Here is a 12,319-nt window from a genome sequence, read left to right as displayed (position 1 = left end):
GAATATAGATAGAGCGTTGTTTCGCTGCGGCTCCAACCGTAAGCAGTCAGATGAGGGTGTCTTCGATGAGCAATGCCGCATTAGCTGTCAAACCCGTTGTCCAGGCCCTTGAAATCCATCCGGTGGCCGGTCGTATCGGCGCCGAGATCCGTGGCGTGCAACTCTCCGGCGACCTCGACGCGGCCACCGTGCAGGCCATCGAGCAGGCGCTGGTGCAGTACAAGGTGATCTTCTTCCGTGGCCAGGCCCACCTCGATGACCAGAGCCAGGAAGCCTTCTCCCACTTGCTGGGCGAGCCGGTGGCCCACCCCACCGTGCCGGTGCGCGACGGCACCCGCTACCTGATGGAACTTGATGGTGCCCAGGGCCAGCGAGCCAACTCCTGGCACACCGACGTGACCTTCGTCGACGCCTACCCCAAGGCCTCGATCCTGCGCTCGGTGGTGGCCCCGGCCGCAGGTGGCGATACGGTGTGGGCCAACACCGCCACCGCCTACGACGAGCTGCCGCAAGAGCTGCGAACCCTGGCTGACCAGCTGTGGGCGGTGCACAGCAATGAATACGACTATGCCGCGGCCAAGCCCGACGTCTCGGCGGAGCGGCTGGAGCGCTACCGCAAGATCTTCACCTCCACGGTGTTCGAGACCGAGCACCCGATCGTTCGCGTACACCCTGAGAGTGGTGAAAAGAGCCTGGTACTGGGGCACTTCGTGAAGCGTATCAAGGGTTACTCCCAGGCCGATTCGGCGCACCTGTTCAACCTGCTGCAAAGCCACGTCACACGCCTGGAGAACACCGTGCGCTGGCGCTGGAGTGCCGGTGACGTGGCGATCTGGGACAACCGCTCGACCCAGCACTATGCCGTCGACGACTACGGTACCCAGGAGCGCGTGGTGCGCCGAGTGACCCTCAAGGGCGACGTCCCGGTGGGTGTCCACGGCCAGCGCAGCCAGACCACCAAGGGGGTGTGACAGTTACCGGCCAGGCATCAGGTGGTCATGTGGCGAGGGAGCTTGCTCCCGCTCGGTTGGCCGGTGCCCCGGGACGTAGCAGCCGTAAACCCTGCTACCCGGTGCTGCCTGAGTGGATGCGGTGCCTGTTTTGGGGCCGCTTCACAGCCCAGCGGGAGCAAGCTCCCTCGCCACAGGGGAGCATCAGGCTGCGTTTAGCCGGATGCCTGGCCAGGGTTCGAACGCGCCCCCGAGTTACCACACCCCAATCTGCACCACCTTTTCCGCTTCCGGCTCGCCATAACGAAACCGCTGCCCGCGCAAGTCAATCTCGGCGTGGCTGATGGTGGTCCGCCGCTTCAACCCGCGCAGCCAGTCGAACAGATACCCCAGGTGTTCTTCACGCACCGCGGCATAGGCCGGGTCGGCCCCCAGGTCGTGCAACTCTTGCGGGTCGTTTTGCAGGTCGAACAGCTGCGGGCGCAGGCCGTCGTAAGCCAGGTATTTCCAGCGCTCGCTGCGCACCATGGTCATGCGGCAACGGTCGATGGGCTGGCCCAGGCGTTCCCGGGCCGGGGCCTGGAAGGCGTAGTCGTATTCGCTGATGGCGTAGCGGCGCCAGCTCGGCGCAGCGCCGTGCAGCAGCGGGATCAGCGAACGGCCTTCCAGGCGATGTTCGGCTCCCGGCAGCCCCAGGGCATCGAGAAAGGTCGGCAGGGCGTCGATGGTTTCCACCAAGTGCTGATCCAGCGTGCCGCGGCTGCTATCCGCCGCCGCGCGCGGGTCGCGGACAATCAGCGGCACCCCCACCGCCGGCTCCAGCAGGAACTCCTTTTCCCCCAGGTAGTGATCGCCGAGGAAGTCACCGTGATCGCTGGTGAAGACGATCAGGGTGTCGTCCCAGCGGCCGTTGCCCTGGAGGAAATCCAACAGCCGGCCAAGCTGATCGTCGACCTGCTTGATCAGGCCCATGTAGGTGGGCACCACGTTCAGGCGCACTTCGTCGCGGGAGAAGTTCAGGCTCTCTTCATGCTGGCGGAAAGCCTGGTAGACCGGGTGATCGCTGATCTGCCCGGGTTCGGCGCGCACGGCGGGAATCACCTGCTCCGGGCCGTACAGGGAGTGGTAGGGCGCCGGTGCGATATAGGGCCAGTGGGGCTTGATATAGGACAGGTGCAGGCACCAGGGCTGCTCGCCCTGTTCCTCGATAAAGTCGATGGCGCGGTCGGTGGTGCAGACGGTCTCGGAATGTTCTTCGGCGACCCGGGCTGGCAAGTGCGCGTTGCGCATTTGCCAGCCGCTGCGGATTTCCCCCTGCTCGCCGGCCCCGGCGTTGGCCCAGTCATGCCAGGGGTTGCGGCCGTCGTAGCCGAGGCCGCGCAGGTAGTGGGTGTAGGGCGCCGACTCGCGCTTGTCGGCGAACAGCGGGTCGTCGGGGTAGATGCCGTCATGACGGAAATAGGGCTCGAAGCCGACCTCGTTCAACACCTCGGCCTGTTGGCTCGCCGGGTCGATCGCCAGGCGTTGCAGGGCGTCGAGGTTGGGCGTGGCGTGGGTCTTGCCCACCAGCGCGGTGCGGATGCCGTGGGGCCGCAGGTAGTCCCCCAGGGTCAGCTCCTCCAGGGGCAGGGGCACGGCGTTCCATGCCACTTGGTGGCTGCTGACGTAGCGTCCGGTGTAGGCCGACATCCGCGATGGGCCGCAGATGGTGCCCTGGGTGTAGGCGCGGCTGAAGCGCACCCCGGCAGCGGCCAGGCGGTCGATGTTGGGGGTGTGCAGGTGCGGGTGGCCGTAGCACGACAGGTAATCCCGGCGCAGCTGGTCGCACATGATGTAGAGCACGTTGCGCACGGGCGGGAGGGTAGGGGACATGGGCTTCACCGATCAAAAGACAGGTGAGGGTTTTCGCCTTCGTCGGGGGACGCCGGCAAGCGCATTTGGCGCATGCTTTTCATGCGTGATGTGCATCGCTCTTGAGGACGCCATCGCGGGCAAGTCGGATCAGATGGCCAGGTTGTTCAGCGAGCACAGCTCCTCGTCCTGGTCGTCGATGGCCTTGATCTCCTCGATCATCGCCTGGGCCAGCGGCGAGAGGCGATATCCGGCACGGCTGACGATGCCGTAGCGGGTGTAGAGCTCTTCCAGGTCGTCGGCCAGGCCGTCGATCTTCAGGCAGGTCAGTTCGCCCTTGGCCTGGTGCAGGGCATCGCTGTAGGAGCCGACGATGCCGATGGCGTCCGAGCGCAGCACCACGCCCAGCAGGCTGTAGCTGTTCTCGCATTCCACGTTGGGCGTGAAGTCCGGCTTGCCGCTCAGGTCGACGATGACCTTGCGCAGGTTCGGCGGGCGGATGGTCACCGCCAGCGGGTAGCTCATCAGCTCGCTGGCGCTGACGCTGTCGCGCCCGGCCAGGGGGTGGCCGGCGCGGCAGCAGAAATGCCATTTGCGCGGACGCAGGCGCTGGGTCAGGTAGTCCGGGTCGGCCTCGAAGTGCCGGGTATCGGCAACGAAGAACTCGAACTCCTCGCCTAGCAGGCGCTTGCCCAGACTCTGCCAGTCCTCCACCTGGAACTGCACCCGGGCCTTGGGGTAGCGCCCGATGAAGCTGCCGATCGCCCGGGGGATCAGCCCGGCGGCTGGCGCAGGGCCGCAGCCGAAGCGCAGTTCCCCGGCCTCCAGGCCATTGAACTGGCTGATCTCGTTGGCCATCTGCTGGGCGCCGCTGACCAGCCGCCGCGCGTGCTCCAGCAACAGCTGGCCCTGCTTGGTCGGCGCCAGGTCCTTGCGCCCACGATCCACCAGCTGGCAGCCGACGCTGTGTTCCAGCGCCTGGATGCTGCGGCTGAAGGCCGATTGCGAAAGGTTCACCGCCGCTGCGGCCGCGACGAAGCTGCGCTGTTCGGCGAGGGCGATGAAGTGGCGGAGCTGGCGCAGATCGATATGCATTTTTCACATAAAAAATATCGGGGAAATGCATTGGCTATGCATTAGGTCGACTCCTTATAAAGGCAATCTCTTATGCAGTAAATCTTTGTAAAAACATAAATAAATAACTTTAGAGAATATGCGAGCTGTGTATTTTCTGACCAGGAGCCGCCCATGAGCCCGTTGTCCACCGCTTCACCTCTTGCACCCTGGCGGCTCAAGCGTCTGCCCCTGGCCTTGCTGCTGGCCGGTAGCGCCAGCTGGGCCACGGCCTGGGCCGAGGAGGCGCCGGCGCCCCAGGCGAGCCCGGCCAAGGCCAGCGCCAACAAGGCCAAGGCCGACGATGGCCAGTTGCAGGCGGTTACCGTGACTGCCCGGCGCCGCGAGGAAAGCTCGCAGAACGTGCCCACGCCCATGAGTGTGATCGGTGGCCAGGCCCTGGAGAGCCAGCGGGTGTATCGCATCCAGGACCTGCAACAGCTGGTGCCCAGCGTCAACGTCGCCTACATGCATGCGCGCCAGTCCAGCGTGTCGATCCGCGGCCTGGGCAACAACCCCGCCAGCGACGGCCTGGAAGGCAGCGTCGGGCTGTACATCGACAACGTCTACCTGGGACGGCCGGGGATGGCGGTGTTCGACCTGATGGACATCGAGCAGCTGGAAGTGCTGCGCGGGCCCCAGGGCACCCTGTTCGGCAAGAACACCACCGCCGGGGTGATCAACATCAGCACCCGCGCGCCGAGCTTCACCCCCGAGCGCAGCATCGAAACCTCCCTCGGCGAGGACGGCTACTTCCAGACCAAGGGCACGATTTCCGGGCCGCTGACCGACGAGCTGGCGGGGCGGTTCTCGGCTTATCGCACCCGCAGCGATGGCGACATCAAGAACGAGCACGACGGCCATGACCTCAACGGCGGATCGCGCCAGGGCTTTCGCGGGCAGTTGTTGTACAAGCCCAACGAGAGCTTCAACCTGCGCTGGATCGGCGACTACAACGAAGAGGATTCCAGTGCTGGCACCCGGGTGCTGTACAGCACCGGGCCGACCATCAACGGCACCAATGTCTATGAGTCGCGCGCGGCTGCGGCCGGAGCGACCCTGGTCAACGGCAGCCACCGCAAGGTCAACCTGGACAACGACCAGCATGTGACGGTGTTCCAGGGCGGCACGTCCCTGGAGGCCAACTGGACCCTGCCCAGCGACTTCACCCTGACCTCGGTCAGCTCCTATCGCTGGTGGAACTTCACTCCGCGCAACGACGACGGGCTCAATGTGCCGGCCACCTACAACGCCGGGGTTTCGGTACAAGACAAGCAGTGGTCCCAGGAATTTCGCCTGGCCTCGCCCAGCGGCGGTTTCTTCGACTATGTGCTGGGGGCCTACTACTTCGGCTCGGACCTGGACAACAAATCCTTCGCTTACTACGGACCCAAGGCCGATATCTGGAATGGCACGCCGAGCGGTGCGTTGAACGACGTCACCAGCATCGGCAAGGGCAAGATCCGCACCGACAGCTTCGCGCTGTTCGCCCAGGGCACCTGGCACCTCACCGAGCGCCTGGATTTCACCGCTGGCCTGCGGGGCACCTACGAGGAGAAAACCGCCTCGGTCGGCCGCAACGCACCTTTGGGCGGCGTCGCGGTAAGCGGTGCTGCGGCCAATGCCCGGCGCGGTCGGGCCGGTGCCTACGATTCCGGTGACCTGAACCAGTACAGCACCAGTCCTTCGGGTTTGCTCAACCTGAGCTACCGCTTCACCGATGACCTGCTGGGCTACGCCACCTTGTCCCACGGCGAGAAGTCCGGCGGGGTCAACCTGGCCGTGGGGTCGGCGCCCACCGCCGGTGCCGACTCGCTGCTGATCGGCACCGAGCGCGCCAACAACGCCGAGCTGGGTTTCAAGAGCACCTTGTGGGACCGGCGCCTGCAACTCAATGCCAACCTGTTCTGGACCCAGGTCAACGGCTACCAGACCAACGCCTATGACTACGGCAACCGCGTGCAGTACCTGACCAACGCCGGCTCGGTGCGCTCGCGTGGCGTGGAGGTGGAAAGCACCCTGGTGCCGATTCGAGGCCTGACCCTGAACCTCAACGGCTCCTACAACGATGTGCGCTACCTGTCCTACAAGGACGCGCCGTGCCCACCGGAGGTCAGCCTGCGTCCCGGGGGGCCGGCGTCTTGCGACCTCACCGGGCACCAGGTGGTGGGCGCCTCGAAGTGGATCGGCAACGCCAACGGCGAATACAAGTGGAACCTGGACAACGGCCTGGAGGAGTACGTCACCGCCAGCTATGCGTTCCGCTCCAAGGCGGTGGGCACCGTGGAGGATTCCCAGTACGGGCAGATCCCCAGCTACGCCGTGGTCAACCTGTCCACCGGCCTGCGGGGCAACTACGAGCAGGGCCAGTGGGACGTTTCGCTGTGGCTGAAGAACGCCTTCGACAAGACCTACTACACCACCCTCTGGACCGGCGGCAACGGCGGTTACGAAGGCTTGCTGGGCACGCCGCGAACCCTGGGCGTGACCGGTCGCTACGACTTCTGATACCCGGTTTTTCGCCCTTTGCGCCGGGACATCCGGCGCCTTTCGACTTGAACAGGAGTGCTTATCATGTTGCGCCTCGACACCGCGTTGCCCCTGCTGCTGTCCACCGTTTTGCTGGCTGCGGCGGTGCAGGCCGCGCCCAGCGTCTACCCCACCGGAGTCACCCGCTACGACCCGGCCAAGGCCCATAACCAGTACGTGATCTTCAGTGGTGCCGATAAACAGACTCACCTGATCGACATGAACGGCAACGAGGTGAAGAACTGGCCCCAGGCTGGCTTCCCATCGGCGATCATCGACCCGCAACAGGTGGGCGGCGAGCGCGGCCGGGTACTGTTGCAGCTCAAGGACAAGGACCCCGGCCCGCTCGGTTCTGCCGGCAACGGCCTGGGCAACCAGAGCGTCGGTGAGCTGGACTGGAACGGCCAGGTGCTCTGGCAATGGGGCGACCAGGCTCCGGGTGGCGCTGCCCAGCAGCACCACGATCAGCGCCGCCTGAGCAACGGCAACACCCTGGTGCTGGCCAACAAGGTGCACAAGGTGGCGGGGTTCAAGGTGCCCCAGGTGATCGATGATGCGATCTACGAAGTCAGCCCCGACGGCCAGGTCAAATGGCAGTGGCTGGCCTCCGAGCACCTCAAGGAGTTCGGCTTCACTGCCGCCCAGTTGAAGCTGGTGTACGGCACCGACAACCCGGACTACTTGCACATCAACAACCTCAGCGTGGTGGGCCCCAATCAGTGGTTCGACGCCGGTGATAAACGCTTCGCCCCGGACAACCTGCTGATCGATTCACGTAACGCCAACTTCATCGCCATCCTCGACAAGCACAGTGGCAAGGTGGTCTGGCGCCTGGGGCCGAACCTGTTGCCGATCAACCCCAAGACCGCCGCCAAGGTGCCGCGTCCGGTGGACCAGTTCGTCGGCCAGCATGACGCCCACATCATCCCCGCCGGCTTGCCGGGTGCCGGGCACTTGCTGGTGTTCGACAACCAGGGCACGGCCGGTTACCCCTCGGTGCCCCTGGGGCTGATCGCCGGCTCCCGGGTGCTGGAGATCGACCCGATCAAGAATGAAATCGTCTGGCAGTACAGCGCCGCCAGTTCCCGGCAGCCGGGCTGGGCTTTCTACAGCTCGTTCATCAGCAGCGCACGGCGTTTGCCCAACGGCAACACACTGATCGACGAAGGCATGAACGGGCGTTTCTTCCAGGTCACGGCTGGCGGCGAGATTGTCTGGGAATACGTCAGCCCTTACCTGGGCAAGGCCCCGGGCAGCGACGCAGTGAGCAACTGGGTGTACCGCGCGCTGCCGGTGAGCTACGACTGGGTGCCCGAGGGCACACCGCGTTCGGAGACTGCGGTGAGCGTGCCGGCGTCGGGTCTGAAACAGGTCGGTGCCAGTGCGGGAATCTGACCCTGCGAGGTCACCAGTGGCGAGGGCATTTGCTCCCGTTCAGAAGTAGAAGTACAGGCCGGTGTCCCGCTCCAGGGCGAGTCGATTCAGGGCGATGAGCCTGTGGATAAGTTCATCCCCGGCGGTCGCGGCCCGGGTGAGGATCGACAGGGCCGTGGCCAGTGCGGCCTGGCCCTGGATCGACGCGTCTTCGTAGTCGTCGATCAGGATGCCCAGGGCGCGGTTCAAGTTCGCTAGCAGGTCGCTGCGGGACAGGGTCGCCCACTGTTCTTCGCACAGCGCCAGCTCCACCAGGTCACCTGGCAGGCACTGGTCCAGATCCAGGCGCTGCAGGGCGGCCTTGCTGGTGGGCACGACTATCCAGTGGCGCGGTGCGTTCATGGCCGCCACAGCTCGACGAAGGCCTGGAAGTCGGCCGCCACCGGGTAGCGGCAGGCGCTGTCGGGGTCGAAGACCTCCACCGCTACGCATGGGCTGTTGAAGTCCAGGCAGACCAGCAGGCCACCGGCATCCCGGGCGATTGGCAGGCAACCTGCGGCGAGCCCCGGCACGCGGTCAGGGCTGGCGTACCAGAGCAGGGTCCAGGGTTGGTTGTTCAGGCTGAACTCGAAGAACTCGCTGATGCAGGCGTAGCCGTTGCCATAGGCAAAGGTGCCGATCTCCGGCGTGGCGGCCTCGGCGTAGCGCACCAGCGCCAGGTACAGCGGCGGCAACTCGACGCCGAGGCGTTGCTGTACTTGGGCGATCAGTGAGTCGTCCACTGTCGATCCGGGTTGTATTTCCCAGGCGTTCCAATCCAGGGTCATGCTCGACATGCGCCTTGTCGTTGAGGGTCGCGCGCCCCGGTGGGGCGCGCATCGAGGGCGATTGTAGGCGTGTCGCCCGGTGCGTGGTAGGCGCTTAATTGCAGCTTTGGCCCTCGGGCAGCGTGACGGTGTACTTGCGCTGCACCCGATTGCGGAAGTCCAGGTTGTCCAGGCTCTCCTGCACCAGGAAATCCTCGACCTTGGCGTTCTGGCAGTCCTCGTTGTAGGACGAGGCCCGCAGCACGAACACCGTGCGCCGGCTCTGTTCGTCCTTGGCCTTGATGTTGAAGGTCGACAGGGTGGTGTAGGCGGTGCGTTCCGATGAGCCGACGGCGCGGTAGGACATGCTCGGGGTGCTGGTGCACACGGTCTGCTGGTGCTTGCCGGGCATGCACGTGGTTTTGGTACTGCTGGGCACCGAGGCGTAGTCGGTGGCGGTGTAGCGGTAGCTGGTCTGTTTACTGCCCACATCCAGGGCAATGTTCATGCGAAACGGCGGATGGTCCTTCGGCAATGCCGATTCGGTGTACACCTGCGTAAAACCCATGCCGTGAAGGGCGGCGACCATGTCGCGCAGGTAGTAGCTGGCCTTGAGGGCCTGGTCATCCTTGGCGCCGTTGACGGTCACCAGCACCGGCGCCTTGGGGTCGAAGTAGTAGTCTTGGGCGGGGGTGGCGTCGATCGCCACGTCGAGTTTGTTGGCGCAGCCGGTCAACAGACAGGCGAGCAAAAGCAGCGGGCAGAGCAGATAACGAGTCATGAATAAGCCAATGTGCAACGTGAGGGGTGGTCAGGCGTTAACGATTGGGACTCGGGTCAAACAACTGCGGGGGTGTTACGCGGGCTCGCTTGCCTGGTATTCCAGCAAGTCGCCGGGTTGGCAGTCGAGTGCGATGCAGAGTTTGTCCAGGGTCTCGATTTTCATCCCCTTGACCTTGCCATTTTTCAGCAACGACAGATTGGCCTCGGTGATGCCCAGGATGGCGGCCAACTCTTTCGAGCGAATCTTGTTTTTAGCCATGACAACGTCAAGCCGAACGATAATGGTCATCTCATTGTTCTATATGTAGTGACTGTGCTCATCACTGAGGACTTTGGCGTCGCGCATGATAATGGAAAATGAGCACAGCAAGATTCCCTTGACCACCTCGTAGGCGGCGTAGGACGAGAAGCCGGCCGAGATCTGCAGGATGCGCTGGCCGGGCGGCAGGTCGATGGACAGAGCCAGGCCCTGCAGGGTTTCCATCATCGGGAAGGTGGCCGGCGCGACGATCCACAACATGCCCACACGCCAGAGGATGCTGATGTTGCGGTCGCTCCAGGTCTCGCCCCGGGACAGGCGCAGGAAGAACACTCCGGTCAGCCACAGGGCGAAGCTCGACAGCAGCAGCGGCAGGAAGTCCAGGATCACCAGCAGGGTGAAGCTCAGGGAGGAAAGCTTGAAGTCTGCTTCCAGCAGGCGTGGCGAGTGCTCGGCGAAGACCCCGAGCAGGGCGCCCAGGACCTGATCCTTGCTGTAGATCCAGAGCCCGGCGTTGCCGCCGATCTCGACCACGCCCATGACCCAGGCCAGGATCGCGGCCAGCACGCCAACCCGGCGTAACCGGTATTGGGCGGAACCATTGGTTTGGAGGGGCATGCGGTATTCCTTGCAAAACTGTGGGGGTGGCGGATTATTTATAAATAATTATCGAATTACAATAATTTATTTCCCTAATAATTTACCTCGCCCCGTCGTCTATACCTCTGGCTCCCTTCAATGACCGGTGGCTGCAGGGCTTCGTGTAGCCGCTGCCGCAGGCTGCGTACGGCTCGGCACGAGCCGCTGTTCAGTGGTGTGCCTGGTGCGTCGCGGCGTCTGGTTTAGCGGGCGCTGCGCACCCGTTCGCAGCCTCGCTGCGCTCGACAGCGGCTACAGGGCTTCGTGTAGCCGCTGCCGCAGGCTGCGTACGGCTCGGTACGAGCCGCTGTTCAGCGGTGTGCCTGGTGCGCGGCGGGTCAGGCTGCTTGGGCGGTGGCGAAAGCTGCCTGGGGCTGGTAGCTGGACGGGCTGAAGGTGCGGGTCAGGAGCAGCATCGCCACGACGCCGGCAATCAGCACCCACCAGGCGCTGGTGAAGTTGCCGGTGACCTGGCGCAGCCAGCCGCTGAGCCAGGGCGAGACGGCGTTGAGCAGGAACCCCATGCCCTGGACGAAGGCCGCCAGTTGCCCGGCTTCCCGGGGATCGCGGCGGTGGTCCAGGGTGAGGATCAGGCTCAGGCCGAAACAGGCGCCCAGGCCAAAGCCGATCAGCGCCACCCACAGGTGCGGGGCCTGCAGCGGCCACAGCACCAGGCCGAGAAAACCCAGGGCCTGGGCGGCGAGGCTGATGCCCAGCAGGGGCCGGCGGTCGACGCTGCGCTGGGCCAGGGCCGGCATCAACAGCGCGGCGATGACCTGGAACACCGTCATGAAGGCCAGCAGCGAACCGCTCAGCGTGGCGCTCCAGCCCATCTGCAGATAGTAGGCCGGCAGCCAGGCCACCATGCTCATGTAGCCGCAGTTCACCAGGCCGAAGTACAGCGCCAGCAGCCAGGCCCGGCGATTGCCCCACAGGCGCTGGGTCGTGGCCCGGGAACCGTTGCGCCGGGCGGCGCCCAGGGGCAGGCACGTCCACAGCATCAGCGCCGCCGCGGCCGGCAACAGCCAGACCCCCAGGCCCACCTGCCAGTTGGCGTAGTGCAGCGCCACCTGCGGGCTGAGCAGGGCGGCGAGCCCGCCCCCGCCCATCAGCGAGGCCGAATAGACGCCCATGGCCAGGGCCACCCGCTGCTGGAACTGGCGCTTGATCAGTGCCGGCACCAGGGCCTGGATCAGGGCGACGCCGGTGCCGCCCAGCAGAGCCGTGGCCAGCAGGGCCGATGCCTGGCCGCAGTACAGGCGTGCCAGGCAGGCCAGCAGCACCAGCAGCAGTCCCAGGGACACCCCATGACGTTCCCCGAGGCGGGCTTCGATGCGCACGCCCAGCAACGCCACCAGGCCCATGCAGATCACTGGCAGGCTGGTGAGCCAGGCGCTGCTCTGGAAACTCATGCCGGTGGCTTCGCGGATCTGGTTCAACAGCGGGCTGACCGAACTGAGGATGGGCCGCAGGTTGAGCCCCAGGCATACCAGCAGGGCCCAGCTGGCGAAGGTCTTGAACGATGACTCAGCGGGCTGCATGACGGTCTTGCCAATCCTGGTAAAGAGCGCTCATCGCGGCCTGGGGCAGATGCTGCACAGGCAGGCGCTGGGTCGCCAGGGGCTGGCCCAGCTGTTCGTAGATCGCCGCCGTGGACAGGCCGAAAGGCGCCGCTTGTTCGTTGCTGGCGGCAAACACCGCCCGTGAAATGCCGCACAGGTACATGGCGGCCAGGCACATGGGGCAGGGTTGGCCGCTGGCGTAGATCACGCAGCCCTCCAGGCGCGGGCCCAGTTGCCGGCTGGCGCTGCGGATCGCCAGCAGTTCGGCATGGGCGGTCGGGTCCTGGCTGAGGTGGATTTCATTGACCGCCTCGGCCAGCACCTGGCCGTCGCGCACCAGCAGCGCGCCGAAGGGGCGGCCGCCCTGTTCGACGTTGTGCCGGGCCAGGGCCACGGCCTGCTCCAGGAAATATTGATCGTTGTTCATGGAATTCTCCGGTGTGTGTGGCACGA

At 65.1% G+C, this 12,319-nt stretch carries 12 protein-coding genes; 3 read left to right on the top strand and 9 right to left on the bottom strand.

Annotation, left to right across the window (positions count from 1 at the left end; all coding sequences use genetic code 11):
• Positions 1 to 65: 65 nt before the first annotated feature.
• Positions 66 to 971 (top strand): TauD/TfdA dioxygenase family protein, encoded by a 906-nt coding sequence (locus LGQ10_RS18015; protein WP_058436481.1) that lies wholly within the window; start codon positions 66 to 68, stop codon positions 969 to 971.
• Between the two features lie 234 nt (positions 972 to 1,205).
• Here the strand turns inward: LGQ10_RS18015 and LGQ10_RS18010 are convergent, their stop codons facing one another.
• Both LGQ10_RS18010 and LGQ10_RS18005 read right to left on the bottom strand, forming a co-directional pair.
• Positions 1,206 to 2,822 (bottom strand): alkaline phosphatase family protein, encoded by a 1,617-nt coding sequence (locus tag LGQ10_RS18010; protein ID WP_226522767.1) that lies wholly within the window; start codon positions 2,820 to 2,822, stop codon positions 1,206 to 1,208.
• 129 nt (positions 2,823 to 2,951) lie between these two features.
• Complete coding sequence (locus LGQ10_RS18005) at positions 2,952 to 3,896, bottom strand: LysR family transcriptional regulator (protein ID WP_226522766.1); 945 nt, start codon at positions 3,894 to 3,896, stop codon at positions 2,952 to 2,954.
• Positions 3,897 to 4,049: 153 nt separating this feature from the next.
• Between LGQ10_RS18005 and LGQ10_RS18000 the strand changes: the two genes are divergently transcribed.
• A complete protein-coding gene (locus LGQ10_RS18000) occupies positions 4,050 to 6,422 on the top strand; it encodes a TonB-dependent receptor (RefSeq protein ID WP_226522765.1) in 2,373 nt (790 codons plus the stop codon).
• Between the two features lie 66 nt (positions 6,423 to 6,488).
• Positions 6,489 to 7,838 carry an aryl-sulfate sulfotransferase gene (locus LGQ10_RS17995; RefSeq protein WP_226522764.1) on the top strand — a complete coding sequence of 450 codons (1,350 nt, stop codon included), beginning with the start codon at positions 6,489 to 6,491 and terminating at the stop codon, positions 7,836 to 7,838.
• A 39-nt stretch (positions 7,839 to 7,877) separates the two neighbouring features.
• Here the strand turns inward: LGQ10_RS17995 and LGQ10_RS17990 are convergent, their stop codons facing one another.
• The 7 genes from LGQ10_RS17990 to LGQ10_RS17960 form a co-directional block, all read right to left on the bottom strand.
• A complete protein-coding gene (locus LGQ10_RS17990; protein WP_226522763.1) occupies positions 7,878 to 8,219 on the bottom strand; it encodes a hypothetical protein in 342 nt (113 codons plus the stop codon).
• A complete protein-coding gene (locus LGQ10_RS17985; protein ID WP_226522762.1) occupies positions 8,216 to 8,653 on the bottom strand; it encodes an SMI1/KNR4 family protein in 438 nt (145 codons plus the stop codon). Before LGQ10_RS17985 ends, LGQ10_RS17990 begins: the two co-directional genes overlap by 4 nt.
• An 85-nt stretch (positions 8,654 to 8,738) precedes the next feature.
• The gene (locus tag LGQ10_RS17980; RefSeq protein ID WP_058435160.1) at positions 8,739 to 9,404 is read right to left on the bottom strand and encodes a hypothetical protein; all 666 of its coding nucleotides are present in this window, start codon (positions 9,402 to 9,404) and stop codon (positions 8,739 to 8,741) included.
• Between the two features lie 75 nt (positions 9,405 to 9,479).
• Positions 9,480 to 9,695, bottom strand: coding sequence for a helix-turn-helix domain-containing protein (locus LGQ10_RS17975; protein WP_058435159.1), 216 nt, complete (start codon positions 9,693 to 9,695; stop codon positions 9,480 to 9,482).
• 9 nt (positions 9,696 to 9,704) lie between these two features.
• Positions 9,705 to 10,283, bottom strand: a complete 579-nt coding sequence (locus LGQ10_RS17970; RefSeq protein ID WP_058435158.1) for a hypothetical protein — start codon at positions 10,281 to 10,283, stop codon at positions 9,705 to 9,707.
• Positions 10,284 to 10,642: 359 nt separating this feature from the next.
• Positions 10,643 to 11,845: a CynX/NimT family MFS transporter gene (locus LGQ10_RS17965; RefSeq protein WP_226522761.1), complete on the bottom strand. Its 1,203-nt coding sequence runs from the start codon at positions 11,843 to 11,845 to the stop codon at positions 10,643 to 10,645.
• Positions 11,832 to 12,293, bottom strand: a complete 462-nt coding sequence (locus LGQ10_RS17960; protein WP_226522760.1) for a nucleoside deaminase — start codon at positions 12,291 to 12,293, stop codon at positions 11,832 to 11,834. The genes LGQ10_RS17965 and LGQ10_RS17960 overlap by 14 nt, the downstream gene beginning before the upstream one ends.
• Between the last annotated feature and the right edge of the window lie 26 nt (positions 12,294 to 12,319).

This window comes from Pseudomonas sp. L5B5, assembly GCF_020520285.1.
Lineage (GTDB): Bacteria > Pseudomonadota > Gammaproteobacteria > Pseudomonadales > Pseudomonadaceae > Aquipseudomonas.
The sequence above is the reverse complement of the archived record's forward strand: the minus strand, read 5'-3'. Positions and strand labels throughout refer to the sequence as shown.